The 19,243-nt window shown below is 71.3% G+C and carries 16 protein-coding genes; 7 read left to right on the top strand and 9 right to left on the bottom strand.

Features of this window, described 5'->3' with window-relative positions; all coding sequences use genetic code 11:
- Nucleotides 1-3 precede the first annotated feature (3 nt).
- Nucleotides 4-381 carry an SHOCT domain-containing protein gene (locus D7X55_RS44035; RefSeq protein WP_199746816.1) on the top strand — a complete coding sequence of 126 codons (378 nt, stop codon included), beginning with the start codon at nt 4-6 and terminating at the stop codon, nt 379-381.
- A gap of 9 nt (nt 382-390) precedes the next feature.
- Here D7X55_RS44035 and D7X55_RS00075 read toward each other — a convergent pair whose 3' ends face one another.
- Nucleotides 391-663, bottom strand: a complete 273-nt coding sequence (locus D7X55_RS00075) for a DUF2277 domain-containing protein (RefSeq protein WP_120546878.1) — start codon at nt 661-663, stop codon at nt 391-393.
- Between the two features lie 144 nt (nt 664-807).
- Between D7X55_RS00075 and D7X55_RS00070 the strand changes: the two genes are divergently transcribed.
- The 3 genes from D7X55_RS00070 to D7X55_RS00060 all read left to right on the top strand — a co-directional run bounded on the left by D7X55_RS00070 (nt 808) and on the right by D7X55_RS00060 (nt 3,668).
- Nucleotides 808-1,230 carry a hypothetical protein gene (locus D7X55_RS00070; protein WP_120546879.1) on the top strand — a complete coding sequence of 141 codons (423 nt, stop codon included), beginning with the start codon at nt 808-810 and terminating at the stop codon, nt 1,228-1,230.
- A gap of 106 nt (nt 1,231-1,336) precedes the next feature.
- The gene (locus D7X55_RS00065; RefSeq protein WP_121721820.1) at nt 1,337-2,530 is read left to right on the top strand and encodes an LLM class flavin-dependent oxidoreductase; all 1,194 of its coding nucleotides are present in this window, start codon (nt 1,337-1,339) and stop codon (nt 2,528-2,530) included.
- 91 nt (nt 2,531-2,621) lie between these two features.
- Nucleotides 2,622-3,668, top strand: a complete 1,047-nt coding sequence (locus tag D7X55_RS00060; protein WP_167510790.1) for a ferrichrome ABC transporter substrate-binding protein — start codon at nt 2,622-2,624, stop codon at nt 3,666-3,668.
- Nucleotide 3,669: 1 nt separating this feature from the next.
- On the opposite strand, the gene D7X55_RS00055 is transcribed toward D7X55_RS00060, so the two are convergent.
- The 4 genes from D7X55_RS00055 to D7X55_RS00040 all read right to left on the bottom strand — a co-directional run bounded on the left by D7X55_RS00055 (nt 3,670) and on the right by D7X55_RS00040 (nt 9,636).
- Entirely contained in the window at nt 3,670-4,974 is a 1,305-nt protein-coding gene (locus D7X55_RS00055; RefSeq protein ID WP_121721819.1) for a PQQ-binding-like beta-propeller repeat protein, read from the bottom strand.
- A 111-nt stretch (nt 4,975-5,085) separates the two neighbouring features.
- Nucleotides 5,086-6,243, bottom strand: coding sequence for a trypsin-like serine protease (locus D7X55_RS00050; protein WP_233609407.1), 1,158 nt, complete (start codon nt 6,241-6,243; stop codon nt 5,086-5,088).
- Between the two features lie 96 nt (nt 6,244-6,339).
- A complete protein-coding gene (locus tag D7X55_RS45450) occupies nt 6,340-8,973 on the bottom strand; it encodes a winged helix-turn-helix domain-containing protein (RefSeq protein WP_147442650.1) in 2,634 nt (877 codons plus the stop codon).
- A gap of 33 nt (nt 8,974-9,006) precedes the next feature.
- The gene (locus tag D7X55_RS00040) at nt 9,007-9,636 is read right to left on the bottom strand and encodes a histidine phosphatase family protein (RefSeq protein WP_120546885.1); all 630 of its coding nucleotides are present in this window, start codon (nt 9,634-9,636) and stop codon (nt 9,007-9,009) included.
- 418 nt (nt 9,637-10,054) lie between these two features.
- On the opposite strand from D7X55_RS00040, the gene D7X55_RS00035 reads away from it, so the two are divergent.
- On the top strand, nt 10,055-12,007 hold the full coding sequence (locus D7X55_RS00035; RefSeq protein ID WP_233609406.1) for a nucleoside-diphosphate sugar epimerase/dehydratase: 1,953 nt from the start codon (nt 10,055-10,057) through the stop codon (nt 12,005-12,007).
- Nucleotides 12,008-12,082: 75 nt separating this feature from the next.
- On the opposite strand, the gene D7X55_RS00030 is transcribed toward D7X55_RS00035, so the two are convergent.
- Nucleotides 12,083-13,021 carry a GNAT family N-acetyltransferase gene (locus D7X55_RS00030; protein WP_120546887.1) on the bottom strand — a complete coding sequence of 313 codons (939 nt, stop codon included), beginning with the start codon at nt 13,019-13,021 and terminating at the stop codon, nt 12,083-12,085.
- A gap of 242 nt (nt 13,022-13,263) precedes the next feature.
- On the opposite strand from D7X55_RS00030, the gene D7X55_RS00025 reads away from it, so the two are divergent.
- Both D7X55_RS00025 and D7X55_RS00020 read left to right on the top strand, forming a co-directional pair.
- On the top strand, nt 13,264-14,637 hold the full coding sequence (locus D7X55_RS00025; protein WP_120546888.1) for a hypothetical protein: 1,374 nt from the start codon (nt 13,264-13,266) through the stop codon (nt 14,635-14,637).
- A gap of 123 nt (nt 14,638-14,760) precedes the next feature.
- Nucleotides 14,761-15,912 (top strand): aminotransferase class I/II-fold pyridoxal phosphate-dependent enzyme, encoded by a 1,152-nt coding sequence (locus tag D7X55_RS00020; RefSeq protein ID WP_121721817.1) that lies wholly within the window; start codon nt 14,761-14,763, stop codon nt 15,910-15,912.
- On the opposite strand, the gene D7X55_RS00015 is transcribed toward D7X55_RS00020, so the two are convergent.
- From D7X55_RS00015 to D7X55_RS00005, 3 genes are all read right to left on the bottom strand, one after another.
- Nucleotides 15,833-16,579, bottom strand: coding sequence for a sugar transferase (locus D7X55_RS00015; protein WP_121721816.1), 747 nt, complete (start codon nt 16,577-16,579; stop codon nt 15,833-15,835). The two genes, D7X55_RS00020 and D7X55_RS00015, sit on opposite strands and share 80 nt — an antisense overlap.
- Nucleotides 16,580-16,648: 69 nt before the next feature.
- Nucleotides 16,649-17,974, bottom strand: a complete 1,326-nt coding sequence (locus D7X55_RS00010; protein ID WP_120546891.1) for a lipopolysaccharide biosynthesis protein — start codon at nt 17,972-17,974, stop codon at nt 16,649-16,651.
- Complete coding sequence (locus D7X55_RS00005) at nt 17,971-19,194, bottom strand: glycosyltransferase family 4 protein (RefSeq protein WP_120546892.1); 1,224 nt, start codon at nt 19,192-19,194, stop codon at nt 17,971-17,973. The genes D7X55_RS00010 and D7X55_RS00005 overlap by 4 nt, the downstream gene beginning before the upstream one ends.
- Nucleotides 19,195-19,243 lie beyond the last annotated feature (49 nt).

The raw sequence follows: 19,243 nt of genomic DNA, 5'->3' as shown, positions 1-19,243 counted from the left end.
GAGTTGAAGAATGGAAGGGCCGGGGAGGCCACAGTGCTGGAGGTGCGGGACACCGCGATCCGCATCGATAAGCGTCCCATCCTCCAACTGCTGCTGGAGGTTCACATCCCCGGCCGTGCTCCCTATCAGGCGCGGGTGAGCAAGCGGCTGCCGCCTCATTCGAGCACGGCCACCTGGGGGCCAGGGCTTCGGGTCCAGGTGATGGTGGACCCGATGCAGCCCCAGCGCGTCGTCATCACCGGCTTCGCGATGACCGCTCCGCCAGCGCCTCCGGCCGACCCCGTCCGGGCGATGGAGGACCTGAAGCGCATGGCCGATGCCGGCCTCATCACCGAACACGAGTTCGAGGCGAAGAAGGCGGAGATACTCGGCCGCTTGTAGCGGCGGCCGTCAGCGCGGGGCGAAGCGCTTCGCGGAGCGCAGCTTCGCCTTCATGGCCTCCATGTCGCGGTTGCGCGGCGGGGACGTGGTCACCAGCGAGTCCACCAGCCGGCGCGCGGCCTCGGTGATGTCCTCGACGGCGCGGTTGAAGGCCTCCTCGTTCGCCTTCGACGGCGCGCTGGTGCCGCTCAGCTTCCGCACGAACTGCAGGGCCGCCGCCCGCACCTCCGCGTCCGACGCGGGAGGCTCGAAGTTGAACAGCGTCTTGATGCTCCGGCACATGGGCGGGTCCCTCTTCGTGAAGTACCCCGAGCGTACCGCGCCCCCGCCGCGCGCTGTTCCATTGCCGCGAGAACGTGACTTGGCTCCATGGGGCTGAAGTGGTTTTCTCCGGACTCCTCCCTTCTCTTGGAAAGGTTCCCCAAGATGCGCAAGCCCTTCGCCGTGGCCGTTTCCTTCTTCTCGTTCGCGATGCTCGCCTGTGGCGCAAGCCCGGCCCCGGAGCAGCAGACCCCCGCCCCCACGCAGCAGGAGCAGGGGCTCAACGCCGTGGGCCAGGGCTGTTTCGCGGACACCCAGTGCTCCTCGGGCCTGTGTTGGACGGAGGCGGACTCGTACCCCCTCTACAATCCGCAGTGGATCCGCGCGGACCAGTGCACCGAGGAGTGCGGCGGCCCGACCGACCACGCCTACTGCCAGCAGCTCGCGGCGGACTACAACGCGCCGTATCCCAACCAGGCCCGCTGCATCCCCGCGCGCGGCGTGTATGACAACTACCCGTACGACGACATCTTCTACGTCTGCGACCTCATCCCCGCCGGCCTGGGCAAGGTCCACTGGGCGAACTAGCCGCCTGTGACGCATGCCGTCCGGAGCACCGCGCTCCGGACGGCGTGGCGGCCCGTTACCGCATTTTGCTGTAAAGTCAGCATTCGCTGATTTCAGGGGGGACATCATGCGGCTCGATATTTTTTCGGAGATGCAGCACCCGAAGGAGCGGTGGAGCGGTCCGGACCACGAGCATCAGATCATCCAGGAGACGCTGGAGCAGGCGCGGCTGGCGGATGAGATGGGCTACGGCGTCTGGTGGCAGGTGGAGCATCACACCGCCGTGGAGTTCAGCTACAGCTCCGCGCCGGAGATCATGCTCACCGCCATCGCGCGGAGCACGAAGAACCTGCACGTGGGCCACTCGTCGGTGCTGGCGCCCACGCGCTTCAACCATCCCATCCGGGTGGCGGAGCGCGCGGCCTTCATCGACCACCTGAGCGGGGGCCGCTTCCAGCTGGGACTGGCGCGCAGCACCCTCCCGGAGTGGCGCACCTTCAACATCGAGCCCGACTCCACGCGCGGGCAGATGCAGCAGGCCTTCGAGCTGATTCCCAAGCTGTGGACGCAGGACAAGGTGTCCTGGGATGGGCCCGACCTCAAGCTCAAGGACGTCAGCGTCATCCCGAAGCCGTACCGCAAGCCGCACCCGCCGCTGTGGCAGGCGTGCTCCAGCCCCGCGTCCTTCGAACAGGCGGGGCGCAACGGCGTGGGCGCGCTGGGCGTGACGCTCTGGGCCTCTCCGGAGGAGGTGGCGGAGATGATCCACCTCTACCGTGAAGCGCTGCGCACGCGCTGCGAGCCGGTGGGCGAGTTCGTCAACGACCAGGTCGCCTTCTTCACCTTCGTGCACTGCGCGGACAGCGAGCGCGAGGCCATGGAGAACGGCGCCGCGAAGGCCGCCGCCTGGTACACCAGCGGGTCGTTCACCTTCTTCGAGGCGAAGGACGCCTTCGTGAAGACGGCCGCGGAGCTGGAGGTGCTGGCGAAGGACCCGGCGGGCGGAGGCCTGACGGGCCAGTACCTGCGCAAGAAGGACCCGAACGCGCCGCAGTCCCAGGCGCAGCGCCTGCTGGGCCGCATCATGGCCGGTGAGAACGTGCCGGATGAGCAGGTCTGGGAGGTGCTGAGCGCGCAGGACTCGCTCATCGTCGGGACCCAGGACCAGGTGCGCGCGGGGCTCAAGCGCTATCAGGCGCTGGGCATCGACGCGCTCATGTCGTTCCACCAGGTGGGCGCGCTGGCGCACGACAAGGTCCTCAAGAGCATCCGGCTCACGGGCGAACTCATTCCGGAGTTCAAGACACCGGCGGCGCCCTAGCGGGAACGAAGAGGGCAGGGGAGCGTGAGGAGCCAACACCCGCGCTCCGCGCCACTTCTCCCGCGCGGCGGGAGGGAGCAAGCTGAGCTTCGTGTCCCGCCGCAAACAGCTCTGGCTCCTGCTCGGAGTGTCCGGGCTCCTGCACGTGGCGCTCCTGGTGGCGCTGTCGCGGAGTCCGTCCGCTCGCGTGCCGCCTCCGGCGCCGCGGGCCGTCGAGCTGGAGATCGTCACCCGGGACGCACGCCCCACGCCCCCCGCGCCAGAAGAAGCGCCGCGCCCTCCGCGCAAGCCCTCCACGAGCACGCGGCGGAAGGACGCGCCGAAGAGGGACGAAGCGCCTGCCAGCGCCGAGGCCCCCGGGAAGCCGGCGCCGGAGCCCCTGGCGGAAGCACCCACGAAGAGCGAGTCACCTCCGGCCCGCGACGTCCCGCTCCAGCTGGAGCCTCCCGGGCTGCTGGGCGGTGGGCCCCTGACGGGGGAGCCTCCGTCGACGGGGCGGACGCTTCGCAACGTCCCCGGTTCGGAGCCGGACCCCAAGGCCCTGGCGGCCCGCGAGGCGGAGGAGGCGCGGCAGAAGGTGGATGGCTGGACCAAGGACGCGACCGCGTCCGCGCGGGCCTCGGGCGCCACGCCTCCCTACTTCGCGAAGCTGCGCCAGGGCTTCGCCGAGCGGCTGGTGGACCCGCCCCCTCCCAACAAGGACGTGGTCCTCGGCCGGCTGAAGCGTGAACAGCTGGAGGCCATCGAGCGGTTCGGCCGGACGGGCACGCCCTTCGCGCCCCAGGCGCGCGACGTCCGCGGTGAGACGTCCGACCGGCTGCGCGCGGCGGTGGAGGCCGGGCGCGCGGCGGACGTCTACATGATGGACGTCACGGCCCCCGTGCTCGCGCTCGTCGCCATCGTGGAGGTGCGGCAGGCGCGCGATGGCAGCCTCATCGACCTGCAGGTGCTGGAGGGCTCCGGGGACCCGAAGTTCGACCGCTGGGCGGTGTCCCAGCTGCGCGAGGCGCTGGCCAGCGCGGAGGCCCCCACCGGCGGCGGCGTGGGCATCCGCGAGGACGGGATGCGGACCCGCTGGCGGCTGGAGGAATACCTCGGCAACCCCCGCGTGCGGGTCCACCTCATCTCCATCTACTGATTCACTTCCCTCCCAGGCCAATGCCGCCGATGCGTTCACCCGTGGCGGCGTCCAGCGCGAGAAGGCTGCCCCAATCAGACACGTAGAGCCGGCCGTCCCGGGCCCAGAGGGTGGGCTGGACGGCGCTGGTCTGGGCCTCGGGCAGGGCCACGTCCCAGACGACGGCGCCGGTGCGCAGGTCGCGCCGGATGAGCTGCCGGCCGCCCTGGTCCAGCACGTAGATGACGTACACGGCGTCCTTCGTGAGCTCCCCCACCTCCGGCGAGAGGTCCCGCAGGAGGAGCGGATCCTTCTCCGACACGATGTCGTGCCACAGCGGCTTGCGGTTGCCCGGCTCGAACAGCGCCACCATGGGCACCGACGTCCCCGGGTACCGCATGCCCAGCGCCAGCGTGTAGCCGCCCGAGCGCAGGAGGTACCGGACGGTGAGGCCGCGGATGTCGGAGGGCGGGTCGCTGGAGCGCTCGCAGGTGGTGGGGTGCTCCAGCGGCCGGCTGACGTCGCACGACTTCATGCTCTCGGGCGGCGTGGCGCAGCCCTTCGGCGCCTGGGGCGCGGGCTCCGCCCTGGCCGTGCGCGTGTCGAAGAGCAGGTGCTGGTGGTCCTTCACCTCCACCCAGACGGACGTCGTGTCCCCGGGCGGGATGCACAGCCGGCGCGGTGAGTCCGTCAGGGGCGCGTGCCCCAGCCGCTTGCCGGTCGCCAGCTCCAGCAGGTTCAGCTTTCGCTGCTCGCTCATCACCAGCCGGCCGTTCTGGGCGATGACCTTCACGTAGCGCGAGGTGTCCGGCCCTTCCGCGGGCGCCGACTCCCAGAGCGTCTGGAACGTCCGTCCGTCGAACGCGGCGACGACCTGCCGGAAGCCGGTGCCTGCTTCGTGCTGGCTCACGTGGCCGATGAGGTCCTCCGTCCCATCGCCGTTGACGTCCGCGAACACGGGCGCGCCCTGTTCCACCCACTGGAAGGGCCCGCGCTTGGGACTGGGGGGCTCGGGCGGAGCTCCGGGGACGACCGGCGACGAGACGGGGCGGGGCCCCGGCACGTCCGGGCCTCCGGAGGCCCGGCTGAACACCGCGCCCATGACGCCCATCAGGACCATCACCGCGATGCCCGCGACCCTCATCACGACCTGCGGGTTCTTCTGGCCCGGCCGCGGGGCGCGCGGCCCGGGCTGGAGCGGCGGCGGGCCGTCCAGGTCGAAGGCGTGGCCGCAGTACCCGCAGTCGTAGTGCGTCTTCGCCACCTGGGGCGTGAAGGGCGCGTTGCAGTGGGGACAGCGCGAAGCTCTGGGGACGGGCCGGACCATGACACCGGGTGTAGAACCCCACGCACGCGTGGTGGCTGAAACACGAAGGCCCCCTCCCTCCGCGAAGGGAGGAAGAGGGCCCTGCGCGCTGAAGACGGAATCAGGAGGCGACTACGGCACCGTGGCCTTCACGGCGACGCCCGAGTACGCGGAGTAGCCGCGCACGGAGACGTACCAGGTGCCGGCCGCGGGGGCGGTGATGGTGCAGGTCTCCGCGTTGCCGCTGAGGTACGGGCGGCAGTTGTACGCCGTCGTCGTGGGCTGCGAGCCCTGGCGCACGTAGAGGTCCGCGTCACCCGTGCCGCCGGACTGCTCCACCGTCAGGGTGGTGGCGCCCGCGGGGACGGTGATGGCGTAGTGCTTGAAGGTGCCGGAGGCGCCGGAGAGGTTGGTCTGGCTCAGCAGCGTCTGCGTCGGCTGCTGCACGGCGTTGACGGTGCTGTCGATCCAGCTGGCGAAGGACGACACGCGGCCGTACATGCCCGCGTACGCCGGATCCGCGCAGCCGTAGCCCCAGCTCACGATGCCCGCGAGCACGCGGGTGCTGCCCTTGAGGACGGTGAGGGGACCGCCGCTGTCACCCTGGCAGGAGTCCTTGCCCGAGGCCTTCGCGCCCAGCTGGTCCGCGGTGATGGTCTCCTGGCCCTGGTAGTCCGCCTGCGCGGCCGCGTTGCTGATGATGTTCACGTCCACCGTCTGGAGCGTGGTGGGCAGCGAGGACGAGCCGCTGGACAGCGTGCCCCAGCCCGTGACGCGCGCCACGGCGCCGACACCGCCCACGCCCGCCGCTTCATCCGCCGCAGTGACGATGGGGATGGCCTTCACGTTCGCGCCGCTCAGGTCCAGCGGCGAGGACAGCTTGAGGAGCGCCGCGTCCTTGCCGTAGTTGGCGTCCACGTAGCCCGGGTACACGACCACCTGGGACACGGTGCGGACCTGCCCGCCGGTGGTGGTGGTGCGGTTGGTGACGCCCGCGACGATGCGGCCCGGCTTGGAGATGGAGCCGCCCGAGTTCACGCAGTGCTGCGCGGTGAGGATCCAGTTCTCGTTGATGACGGAGCCGCCGCAGAAGTGGCTGCCGCCGCTGCTCTGCAGCGACACCTGCCAGGGGTTCGCGCCGATGGTGGTCGCGCTGCCACCGACGATCTCCTGGGTGGTGGCGGCGGGGGCCGGGGTCTCCGGCTGGGCCTGCTTCTCTTCCGTGGCCTGGGGACCGCAACCGACGACGAGCAGCGACACCGCGCTGGCGGCAGTCCAGCGACGCACCATCTGAGCCGAAATCATGTGAACCCCGGTTTTTGTGGGAAATGTGAGGCGCCGGGATTCTCGATTAAAGCGGAAGTGAATGTAAACACCTGTGACTGTCTACACCGCGATGAAGGTGAAGCCGGGGGGCACCTCCAGCCGGTAGCCGGGGTCCTCGAAGACCACGCGGCAGCCGGTGTCCTCCAGCATGTCTCGCACGTGGCTGACGTGGACGCGCAGCGCGTTGTCGTGCAGGCGCGGGTCGTAGTCCGCGTTCCACATGGCGCGCACGCAGTCCTCCTTCGACAGGACGTGTCCCGGCTGGCGGGCCAGGGCGTAGAGCAGCTTCCGGGGCAGGGCGCGCCGCTCCAGGGACACCGTCTTCCCCGGCGCGCGCAGCTCGTGCCCGCGGGCGTCCAGCACCACCGCTTCCGGCGCGGGGGCCTGCTTGGGCGCGGAGGCGAGGGGCCGGGTCAGCTCCGCCAGCAGCTCCGGGTCCAGCCCACCCTCGGACGCTTCGCGGGTGGCGTCCTCCAGGGACTGCAGGGACTCGCGGGCGCGGCCCGCGTGCCGGTGCAGCGTGGCGCGGGTCAGGTGCGCGAGCGTGCGCTCCAGCGCGAAGTCCCCGTCCTGGGGCAGCGGCTCCAGCGCGGTGAGCAGCGCGGTGGCGCGCGTCGCATCCGCGCTCCGGGCGGCGGCCAGGGCGGCCAGGACGCGCTGACGGGCGGCGATGCCGGGGCGTACCTCGCGCGGCTCCACCGTGACGGGCGCCGCGTCCGGGCCGGGCACGTCCAGCGTGCGCGCCACCCGCGCGGCCCGCATCAGCCCCACCACGCCGCGCGCGCGGACCTCCTCCTCCACCGCGTCCAGCTGGGCCCGGCCCTCCGCGCGCCGCCCCAGCTCCAGCAGCATCCGGCCCGTGCCCACGCGGCAGAGCAGCCGGACGAAGAGGTAGCCCGCCCGCTCCGCGCGGGCCTCCGTGTCCCGCAGCGCCTCCAGCGCCGCTCTCCGCTGTCCCCGCTCTCCACGCACCCACGCCGCGATGCAGTCCAGCTCCAGCGCGAGGCGGGGCGCGCCCAGCTGGCCCAGGCGCTCCCGGGCGCTGGCGAGCGCGGCGTCGGCTTCCGTGAAGCGGCCCAGCCGGCTGAGGATGCCCGCGGACATGGCCGCGACCAGGGGGCCGCGCGAGTCGAGCGGCGCGTCCTCCAGCAAGGACACACACTGGGCCAGGGGCTCCGCCAGCTCGCTGTCGCGGCCTTCAATCCACAGCATCAGCGCGCGGGCGTAGGCGCACCAGCCCAGCACGCGCCGGTCCCCGGTCGCGGCGGCGGCGTTGTCCAGCATGGCCAGGGACTCGTCGAGCCGCCCCTGGAAGAAGCGCAGCGCGGTCCAGGCCAGCAGCTGCTGGAGGAAGACCTCCGCGCTGCTGGGCACCGGCATGGCCTCCAGCGTGCGCTCGCAGGCCTCCGGCTCCAGCGCGAAGAGGGCCACCCGCACCAGCACCGCGCCCACGCCCTCGCGCAGGGACTCGTTCGACTCCGGCCGTGGAGAGCCGGCGGCGGCCTCCAGGGACGCGCGCAGGGCCAAAAGCTCCGGGTAGGCCCGGCGCAGGTCGAGCAGCCGCACCCGCGCGCGCGCGTGGGCCAGCCGCACCTGGGGCGTGCGCAGCGCGGCGGGCAGCGAGTCCAGGAGGTTCAGGAGCTCGTCCGCGGCGCCGTGCCGCACCAGGCTCTCCGCCTGCGCGACGATGAAGTCCGCGCGCGCCTCGTGCCGGCCCAGCGCCTGGAGGTGGCGGCACACCGCGCGCACCCGGACCACGGCGGGCAGGGGCTCGCGCTCCCAGACCTCCAGCAGCGCTTCGTGGGCGGCGCGCGCCTCGTCCGGTGACACCAGGGACACCATCGCCTCGCGCACCAGGTCGTGCACGCCGTACCGGCCCCGCGCGTCCGTCTCCACCAGCAGCTTCGCGCCCAGCTGGCGCAGCGCCTCCGCGGCCGCGCCCGCGGGCAGCAGCGGCTCCAGCGCGCTCGCGGTGAGCGGCAGGTGGCTCAGGGCCAGCACCGCGGCCAGCTGGCGTTCATCCGGAGGCAGCGCCGCGAGGGCCGCGCGCACCGGCTCGTCCCCGCCCGTGTCGCCCGCGTGGGCGCGGCGCAGCAGGAAGGGCAGCCCGCGTGAGCGGCCCCAGGCCTCGTCGAAGCCGTCGCGCTCGCCGTAGAGCGCGTCCAGCTCCCGCCACAGCTCCCGGGCGGCCTCCTCCGTCAGGCCCTCCAGCCGCAGCTCCACCCGGTCCGGGCTCGCCGCGTGCCGGGGCACGGATTCGCGGGACGTGGCCAGCAGCGTGCCCTGCCTCAGCCGGCCTCCCAGGTCCTCCACCAGCGCCGCGCGCTCGCGGGGCCCGAGCACGTGCAGGTCGTCCACCACGCACAGGGCGCGGCGTGCCTCCAGCTCACCCGCCAGCGCCTCCAGCCGCGACGCGTCCGACAGCGCCTGCGCCACCGGCGCGTCGCTCAAGAGGCGGCGCACGTCGTCCACCACCGTGTCCAGCGTGTCCCCGGGACGCACGCGCCGGTGCACGACGGGCCCCCGGTGCTTCGCGGCCACCGCGGCCACCAGCGCGGACTTGCCCGCGCCCGGCAGCCCGTAGACGACGCCCGTGCGCACGCGCCTCAGCAGGTCCCCCAGGCGCCGGACCTCCTGGGCGCGGCCTACGAAGACAACCGGCGGTCCCAGTCCCGGAGCGGATGGCGTGTGCATGGCGTGCGCCATTGTACGGTGATCCAGGTCTCCTCAGGTGTCATCCAGGCTGAGCGCGCGCAGGTGGCTCACGTCCCCCCACGTCACCAGACGCAAGGACCCCTCATGGAGGTCGAACTGGTTCCAACCCGCGTTGAGGACGGAGAAGGCGCGCGGCAGGGTGGCGGGGATGCCCAGGCAGTGGCGCAACAGCGCGCTGAGCAGCCCGCCGTGGGTGACCACCACCACGCGGGCGTCCGGGTGGCGCGCGCCCAGGTCCTCCAGGCATTGCAGCGCCAGCCGCAGGCGCTGCGTCGCGCTCTCGCCTTCGGGCACGACGTAGTCCGCATGGCCTTCCGCGTACGCGGCGAAGACGTCCGGGTGGCGCTGGCCGGCCTCCGCGCGCGTCAGCCCCTCCAGCACGCCCAGGCCGCGCTCCCGCAGGCGCGCGTCCCGCTGGACGTCGTGGCCCGTCCTCGCCGCGATGCGGGAGGCCGTCTGCACCGCGCGGTCCAGGTCGCTGCTGTAGAGGGCCTGGAAGGAATGGGTGGACAGCCGCGCCGCCAGCGCATCCGCCTGCCGCAGCCCCTCGCGGCTGAGCATGCTGTTGAGGTGCCCCTGCAGACGCCCCAGGGCGTTCCACTCCGTCTCCCCGTGCCGGAGCAGGATGAATTCGGTCGTCATGGCCCCAAGCGTGGCGGGCGGGCCCCGGGGGAGCAAGGTTCGCGGAGTGTCCGCCAGCGGGCGCCACCATCGCGCCCCGGACGGGGCCGCCCCTGACGCCCGGGCGCGTGTCGCATCCCTGATACATCCTCGCGGGCGCACCGTTGGCCTCGCGCCCGCCCCACGCGGTTCCCATACCGGATGGATGGGTTTCCACCCTTGGATGCAGGCCGCCTGCTCAACCGCCTACAGCCCCCCGGGAAGGCAGTCTTACAGCACTCCCGGACGGCTTTGGCGCCACTGGATGCGAGCACACCTTTCCGTGATTCCAAGCTAGGGCGTGTCTTCCTGTTTGCGCGGTTGGGAGGACGGCGGAGGTCCGCGGGACGCCGGCTTGGAGGGGGAGACATCAATGGGACACGGGCAGAATCTGGATGCGATGGGCCTGGACGCAACGCCGCGGGAGGCCCCGGAGGGTGCGCCGCGCAGGGCCCACCGGTTCGGCTGGCTGCGGATGCTCGGTGTGGACGCGGTCCTCATCGCCGGCTCGCTGCTGTTCGCCACGATGCTGCACTTCGGTGACGGGCTGTCCCCGGCGTGCCGGGAGGTCCTGCCCCGGGCCGTGGCGCTGCTGGTGGGGGTGCGCCTGGCGACGCTCGTCTGGCTGGGGCTGCACCGCTGGTCCTTCCACCGCTCCGGCATCCACGAGGCCGTCCGGCTGGAGCTGGCCAGCCTCGCGGGCACCATCGTGTTCGAGCTGGTGCGCTCCATCTTCTTCATGGAGTCGCTGCCGTGGCAGGTGGTGGCGCTGGAGTTCTTCGTCACCACCACGCTCCTGGGCTTCCACCGCTTCGCGCCGCGCATGGTCCGGCAGTGGTACCTGGACCGGCGGCGCGCGCGGGCGAAGGGCTCCCAGCGCACGCTCATCGTCGGGGCGGGCAGCGCCGGGGACCTGCTCCTGCGCGACCTGTTGCGCGACCGCGAGAGCCCGTGGCACGTCATCGGGCTGGTGGATGACGACCCTGGCAAGCAGGGGACGTACCTCAATGGCAAGCCGGTGCTGGGCGTCCTGGACGCGCTGCCGGAGCTGATGAAGAAGCACCGGGTGACGCAGGTGCTCATCGCCATCCCCCGGCTGTCCCCGGAGCGCACCCGGCACCTGTTGAGCCTGTGCCGGCACCAGAGCGTCAGCTTCAAGATCATCCCGGCCTCGTTCGCGTACCTGGACCAGAAGATCACCGCCGCCATGCTGCACGACCTGTCGCCGGAGCACCTGCTGCCCCGGGACGCCATCTCGTTCGACCACGACGAGGTGCACCGGCTGGTGACGGGCCGCCGCATCCTCGTCACCGGCGGCGCGGGCTCCATCGGCAGTGAAATCGTCCGGCAGGTGGCGGGGCACTCGCCCTCGTCGCTGGTGGTGGTGGACATCAACGAGAACGAGCTCTACCTGCTGGTGCGCCAGCTGCAGTCGCGCTACCCGCACCTGCCGGTGCACTCCGTGGTGGCGGACATCCGCGACCTGGACCGGATGCTGCGCATTGGCCAGGAGTTCTCCCCGCAGTACGTCTTCCACGCGGCCGCGCACAAGCACGTGCCGCTGATGGAGGACGCGCCGGAGGAGGCCATCAAGAACAACGTCTTCGGCACGCAGAACGTGGCGCGCATGGCGGACGCCTGCGGGGCCGAGCGCTTCATCCTCATCTCCACCGACAAGGCGGTGAAGCCCTCGTCGGTGATGGGCGCCTCCAAGCGGCTGGCGGAGATGGTCATCCGCGACATCGCCACCACGTCGCGCACCGTCTTCTGCGCCGTGCGCTTCGGCAACGTGCTGGGCTCCGCGGGCAGCGTGGTGCCCCTCTTCAAGCAGCAGATCCAGGCGGGCGGCCCCGTCACCGTCACGCACCCGGACTGCACCCGCTACTTCATGATCATCCCGGAGGCGGTGGGCCTGGTGGTGCTGGCAGGCCTGGGCGGCTACGGCGAGCTGTGCATCCTGGACATGGGCGAGCCGGTCCGCATCGCGGAGCTGGCCGCGAACATGATCACCATGACGGGCCTGGTGCCGGACAAGGACATCCCCATCGTCTACACGGGGCTGCGTCCGGGAGAGAAGCTGGAGGAGGTCCTCATGTCCGAGGAGGAGGAGCTCACCCAGCAGGTGCGCAACCGCATCAAGGTGGCCCGGAGCCCCGCGCCGCCCGCGGACTTCCAGCTCCAGCTCAAGCGCCTGGACCGCGCGGCCCGCGCCGGTGACACCCACGACGTGAAGCGCGCCCTCCAGGACCTGCTGCCCGCGTACACCCCGTCGAAGCCACAGGGGACGGTGGCGAAGGTGCTGCCCGCCTTCCCCGCGAAGCCTTCCTCGGCGGAGCAGAACGTCAGCGCCTGACCCCACGCGGCTCCGGCTGTCGCCGGCAAGCCCCGGTCTCCCTTGCCCCTGACGGGCGGGAGGCCGGGGCTTTCTTCATCCGTGGGGCTGCGCCCGATAGGCCGGGAAGAAGCCGCTGGGAGGGGGAGCGCGGCCCTGCGACAGCGCGGCGTACGCCGCCGCGTCGCAGATGATTTCGTGCGTGTGGACGCGCCCGCTGGCGTTGGAGAAGCCGCGCTTGAAGTCCTCCAGCCCGTCCCCCGGAAGGAGCCCGCCCCCCAGGTGCAGCGGGAGCCCCATGCGGGCGCTCAGGTCGATCATCTCCCCGAAGACGTTCTTCGCCGGGGAGCGCGCCAGGTGCGCATCCGCCGTGCCGCCCAGGTAGTAGTGCAGCAGGCCGTCGCTGCGGACGACCAGCGCCGCGGAGGCCACCGCCCCGTCCGGCGCGCGCGTCGTCGCGAGCCACGCCTCCGGTGAGGCGAACACCTCCTCGAAGTACGCGTCGGAGAAGAAGTACCGGTGGCACGCGCGGTCCCGGACCATGGTCTGCCGGTACACCTCCCGGAACCCCGCGCGCTCCTCCGGCGGCGCGTCCCGGCACGCGCGCACCGTGCTCACGAAGCCCAGCCGCGCGTTGCGCCGCATGTGACGGCGGTGCATCTCCCGCAGCGTGAGCGGGAGGCGCGGGTCCACGAAGAAGACCTCGTTGCGCGCCGTGCCCCCCGTGAAACAGCGCGGCCCCTGGACCCGCTCCCTCACGAAGATGCTGACAAGCTCCGTGCCCCTCCAATCCACCGCCGGAGCAGGAACCCCGTCCCAACCGTCCGTCACCCCGCCTGGAAACCCATACGGAGAGATGGCGTCGCGCCAGGACGTCCCCTCAATCGCGCGCACGATGAGTGGGATCCGCACCGTCCTGTCCGTATTGCTTTGTTGGATGACCAGCGTATGGGTCACGTGTTCCGCACGCAGATGGTGCTCGGAGCGGAAGTACTGCCCGGACAGCGCCGAGGCGCCCGCGTCGGGAACCAGCATGGCGCTCGCCTGCCCTGTCCTTGTCATTTATCCCCCACCCGGAGTCCGCCAGCTCAGCCGGACAGGCCCACGGGGCCTTGCACTGACCACTGACAGCCTGTTTCAGTGATTTTTTTGTCTAATCACAAAGGAATTACGCGGGCCCGCAAAGCCTTTTGGCGTCCTGTGAACGCACTCCGGCGTTCCCACAACAGGGTAACCCATCGGCTGTCTGGTTGGAGTTACCCCACAGGACCCCCCTGATGTTGGAATCCCGTCGTCGCAACTCTGGTCGCGCCCTGTCGTCCCTGTTGTCGCTTGCCCTGCTGGTGGGTGGTGCCTGCGGCCCCAACCCCGAGCAGGACGCGGTCAGCACGGCCAGTCCCAACGGAGATAACACCCCGGGCAGCACCGATGTCGCCAGCCCGGACGCGGAGACGCTCGCTCCCTCTTCCCCCGAGGAGAGCACGGCCGTCCCCGGCGAGCCCGAGTCGGAGGACGTTGCCTCCGCGCCCGTGGCCGAGGCGGACGCCCCTGCCGCCGCTGAAGCACCTGCCACCGCCACCGAGTCGGAGGGCCTTGGCACCACCGCCCAGGCCGCCACCAGCCTGCGCACGGTCGCGGCCTGGGAGACGCTGTTCCTGAACCGCTGGAACTCGGAGCACACCTCCAGCTTCCTGCCGAAGAGCCAGTCGCTGGACAGCTGGCAGTTCTACGACCTCGCGTACGGCATTGACGGCAACACCGCGATGTATCGCGCCACCGGCAAGACGCAGTACATGGACCGGGCGCTGCTGTATGTGAACAACATGGTCAACCACGCGAAGGTCTCCTCTTCGCTGCCCCGCAGCCAGTTCAAGGACAGCTACCTGGGCTGGGCGTCCGCCCGCTCGGACACGCTGGGCCAGGAAGTCCCGCTGTTCGAAAGCTACTGCTGGCGTTACGTGACGCGCATGCTGCGCACCATCCGTGAGACGCCCGCGCTCTACGGCAACAGCAACTACAAGGCGCAGTACGACAAGCTGCTGGCGTTCACCGAACGCAACATGTTCGAGAAGTGGATGAAGCGCGGCGCGAACAGCTACATCTACCGCGTCAATACGCACATGGCGTCGCACTGGGCGTACATCTCCATGGACCTGTCGAAGATGACGACGGACGCCACGAAGCGGGCGCAGTACATGACCGTCTTCAACAACATCAACCGTGACATGCCCAACAACACCTCGTCGCTGCGCGGCCAGCTGATGGCCAGCCCGGTGAACGCCAACGCGTACTTCTGGGCCGCCGAGTGGGGCTCCAAGAAGCGTCCGGGCCAGGACGTGGCGCACGGCAACGGCGTGATGGCCTACATCGTGGAAGCCCACGACGCGGGCATGGAGTGGACGGACGCGGACATGCGCAAGTTCGTCACCACCCTGAACAACGTCATCTGGCCGTCCGCCAAGAAGTACGGCAACTACGTGGACGGCACGGGCAGCGGCACGGGCTGGTTCAATGACGGCCTGGTGAAGCTGGGCCGCTACAACGCCGCCCTCCAGCAGCGTCTGGAGACCCACACCGTGGGTCAGAACACCCAGTACTACGGCAACGGCGCGCTCAACGCGAAGCTGCTGTCGCAGGGTTCGGCGCTCTAGCCCGGATTCCCCAATGTGAAACAAACACCCCCTCCTCCCGCCCGAGCGCGCGGGAGGAGGGAGTGTGCGAACGCTCCAGGTCATGCCGGGATCCAAGTGCCCGGCCTTGCCTGGAGCTTTCGCATGTCCTCCCGCATCTACCTGTCCTCGCCCCACATGGGCACGCTCGAGCGCGGCTATGTCGACGATGCGTTCGCGAGCAACTGGATTGCCCCCCTGGGCCCCCACGTCGACGCCTTCCAGGACGAGTTCGCCCGGTGCGTGGGCACGCGGCACGCGCTGGCGCTGAGCTCCGGGACGGCCGCGCTCCACCTGGCGCTCCAGCTGGTGGGGGTGGGGCCCGGCGACGACGTGCTGGTGAGCACGCTCACCTTCTCCGCGTCGGTCAATCCCATCCGCTACCTGGGCGCTTCGCCCGTCTTCATCGACAGCGAGCGCACGTCCTGGAACATGGACCCCGCGCTGCTGGAGGAGGAGCTGGCGGTACGGGCCCGCCAGGGCCGGCTGCCCCGCGCCGTGGTGGTGGTGCACCTGTACGGGCAGAGCGCGGACCTGGACCCCCTGCTGGCCGCCTGTGACCGCTACGGCGTGCCGGTGGTGGAGGACGCGGCGGAGGCCCTGGGCAGCACCTACAAGGGGCGGGTCCCCGGCACGCTGGGCCGCGTGGGCATCTACTCCTTCAATGGCAACAAGATCCTCACCACGTCCGGCGGCGGGATGCTGGTGTCCGCGGACGGCGACCTGGTGCAGCACGCGCTCAAGCTGGCCACGCAGGCGCGCGACGCGGCGCCGCACTACCAGCACTCGGAGATTGGCTACAACTACCGGATGAGCAACGTGCTGGCGGCCATTGGCCGGGGGCAGCTGCACGTGCTGGAGGACCGGGTGGCCGCGCGGCGCGCGAACTTCGACTTCTACGTGGAGGCCTTCCGGGACCTGCCGGGCATCCAATTCATGCCGGAGGCGCCGTGGGGCCGCCACACGCGCTGGCTGACGACCCTCACCATCGACCCGGAGGCGTTCGGCGCGGACCGGGAGGCGGTGCGGGTGGCGCTGGAGCGGGAGAACATCGAGGCGCGGCCGGTGTGGAAGCCCATGCACCTGCAGCCCGTCTTCGCGAGCTTCGACCGGCGGCGGGGCGGCGTGGCGGAGGACCTGTTCCGCCACGGCCTGTGCCTGCCGTCCGGCTCCAACCTCACGCGCCAGGAACTCGAACGGGTGGTGGAGGTGGTCCGAGCCGTTCCGCGGACGCAGCGGATGCGGACGGCGGGCTGACCGGGGCGTCCGCCGGCTGCCGGAGGGCCACGACGGTGGCCTCCAGCAGCGGGGTGCCCATGAACTTGTGCATGGTGGCCTCGCTGGCGAAGGAGATGCCCTGGCGCTGCAGCACGCGCACCACCGTGAGCAGCAGGATTTTCAGGTCCAGCGCCAGGCTCCAGTGCTCCACGTACCAGACGTCCAGCCGGAAGCGCTCCTCCCAGCTGAGCGCGTTGCGGCCGTTGATCTGCGCCCAGCCGGTGATGCCGGGCAGCACGTCGTGGCGCCTCGCCTGCTCCGGGCTGTAGCGAGGCAGGTACTCCATGAGCAGCGGGCGGGGCCCCACGAGGCTCATGTCCCCCCGGAGCACGTTCCACAGCTGGGGCAGCTCATCCAGGCTGGTGGAGCGCAACAGCCGGCCGGCCCAGGTGAGCCGCTGCTCGTCCGGCAGCTCCTGGCCGTCCGCGTCCGTGGCGTCCAGCATGGTGCGGAACTTGAGGACGGTGAACGGGTGGCCCTTCCTGCCGGGGCGCCGCTGCCGGAAGAACACGGGGCCGCCCATGGTCAACCGGACGAAGAGCCCCGTGGCGGCCAGCACCGGGGAAAGACATACCAGGCCTGCGCCCGCCGCCACCACGTCGATGCATCGCTTGAGGAACAGCCCTGGGCCTGTCTGTCTTTGCATGGGGTATGGCGCTCCTTGAAGCCGGAAAGCCTAGAAATCCATCCGGCCCGCCACCACCGCCCCCCGGACTCAGCCTGTTGTCGGTTCCCGGGCATCCACCTGGGCGTCTGGAACGGGTTGGAGCCCTTGCGCGGGCTCCGGCGCCGTCAGCCGCCGCCAGACGCGCAAGGTGAGCCACGCGCTGCATCCCAATTCAGACACCCACCCCAGACCCAGGGCCCAGGCGGCCCCCACCGGGCCCACGCGCGGCACCCATATGGCACTGCCCAGCGCCACCACGGCCACGGAGACGACCAGCAGCACCACCTGGCCCTTGAGCTCGCGCGCCGCGGTGAGCCCCACCGCGAGGCTCAGGCAGACGTACTCCAGCGCCGCGGCGGCCATCAGCCAGACGAACAACGTGAGGTTTCCGGCATAGGCGGCGCCATAGAAGAGCGTCAGCGCCCAGCGGCCCAGGAGCGCCGAGCCGGCGATGGCGCACAGGCCCACCCCCGCCGCCGCGCCCACGAAGCCCGCCAGCACCCTGCCGTAGCGCCGCGAGTCCCCCGCCGCGTGGTAGCGCCCCAGCCGGGGGCTCACGGCCTGTCCCAGGGAGTGCACCACCCGGCCGCCCAGCGCGGCGAAGTACGCGAGCGCGGCGTACATGCCCAGCTCCGCCGGGCCCGCGTGCGCCTCCAGGAGGTAGCGCGGGATGTTGGGCCGCAGCGCGCCCAGCAGCGCCGTGAGGCCCAGCACCCAGCACAACAGGAAGAGCGCCTTGAGCCGCGGGCCCTCCGTGCGCCACGGCGTGCGCCACAGGGTGCTCCAGGGGCGCACGCCGGGGAACTCGCGCTTCAGTGCGCGCGCGTCGAAGACGAAGAGGACGATGGCCCACGCGAAGGCCATGGCCGCCGCGCCGGCGATGGGGCTGTGCGTGAGCCACAGGGCCAGCGGCACCAGCACCACCGACAGCACGCTCTTGGCGATGGTGGACCGGGCGATGAGCCCCAGCCGCTCCACCTTCTGGAGCGCGCCGTAGAACACCTCGCTCACGGCTTCGAAGCCCTTGGCCAGCGCCACCAGCGCGATGACCCAGCCCGCGTGGAGCGAGTCCGCCATCCCCGCGGCGATGGCGCAGCAGAGCACCACGCCCGCGGCGACGTTGAGCACCATCAGGCCCAGGTAGTGCTGGAAGCCGAAGGCGCTCCTGGCGTCCGTGGCCTGGAGCGTGCGCAGCTGCATGCGCGCCATCAGCAGCACCGGGGCGGTGATGGCCAGGGCGAGCGCGAGCTCGCCCACCTCCTCCATGGTGGCCAGCCGCGCGAAGGCCACCAGGACGCCCCACTGCGCGAGGGCGTAGACGAGCCCGGCGGAGAGCGACCAGATGAAGTTGCCCCCCACCGAGCGCGCCGTCATGACCGGGCCGCCGCCGCGCGCTGCAACACCTCCGACAGGCGCTTCGCCGCGATGTCCGCGGAGTAGCGCTCCCGGCCCAGCTTGCCGGCCAGCGCGCCGGCCTCCGCCAGCCAGCGCGGGTCGCGCAGCCTCTTGGCCAGCATGGCCGCCGCGGCGGGGATGTCCTTGGGCGGCAGCCTCAGGCCGAAGGGCTCCCGGTCCAGCAGCTCCGCCTGCCAGCCGCCGTAGTTGAGCGCCAGCGGGCGGCCCGCGGCGAGCGCGTCGAAGAACTTGTTGGCGGAGTTGTCCTGCATGCCCGGCACGTCCGTGAACAGCGACGTGGCGATGGTGGCCGCGCTCAGCACCGCGGGCACCTGCGCCTTGGGCACGCTGGGCAGGAAGAAGAGGTTCACTCCCTTCACGCCCAGCCGCTCCGCCAGCGCGTGCAGCATGGCCTCCTCACGGCCCTGGCCCATGATGACGAAGCGGACCTCCGGGTCCAGCTTGCGCATCTCCGCGGCCACCCGCACCAGGTACTCCACGCCGTTCACCAGCCCCAGCGTGCCCGCGTACAGCACCATGGGACGGTCCTGGAGCCAGGGGTACTTCTGGCGGAACTCCTGGCCCGCGGAAGGAGGCACCTGGAAGCGCTCCGGGTCGCAGAGGTTGGGGATGATGGTGATCTTCTCCGGCGGCACGCCCGCCGCCTCCACGCCCGCCTTCATGCCCGGCGACAGCGCGACGATGTGCTCCGCGCCCGCGTAGGCGGCCTTCTCCAGCAGCTGCGCGGCCAGGATGGCGGAGCGGCTCTTGAGCGCGCCCACCGCGATGGGGATGGCGGGCCAGAGGTCCCGCACCTCGAAGACCATGGGCCGCTTGTTCCAGCGGGACGCGGCGATGCCCGGCACCGCGATGGTGAGCGGCGTGCTGGTGGCGAAGAAGACGTCCGCGGGCAGCTGGGCGGCGCGGCGCGTGGAGTTGACCGCGAAGTGGCTGAAGGCCCGGATGCGGTCCGGGTAGCTCATGGCGTTGTTGTAGGGCACCGGCAGCCAGTGCACCTGGATGCCGCTCTCGTTGGACTCGCGCCAGCCCTTGCTCGTGCCGGCGTCCACGCGCGTGTCGGAGGTCACCATGTGGACCTCATGGCCCATGGAGACCAGGCGCCGCGCGAGCTCATAGGAGCGCGTGCCCCCGTGCATGGTGGGGGTGTTGAAGTACTGGTGCAGGTAGACGATGCGCATGTCAGACGGCTCCTGTGAATGAGGGTTGGGGAAGGGCCTGGGGTAGGGG

The organism is Corallococcus sp. AB049A, assembly GCF_003668885.1.
GTDB classification, from domain to species: domain Bacteria; phylum Myxococcota; class Myxococcia; order Myxococcales; family Myxococcaceae; genus Corallococcus; species Corallococcus interemptor.
Note: the sequence above shows the minus strand (reverse complement) of the source record. Positions and strands in the feature narration are given on the sequence as shown.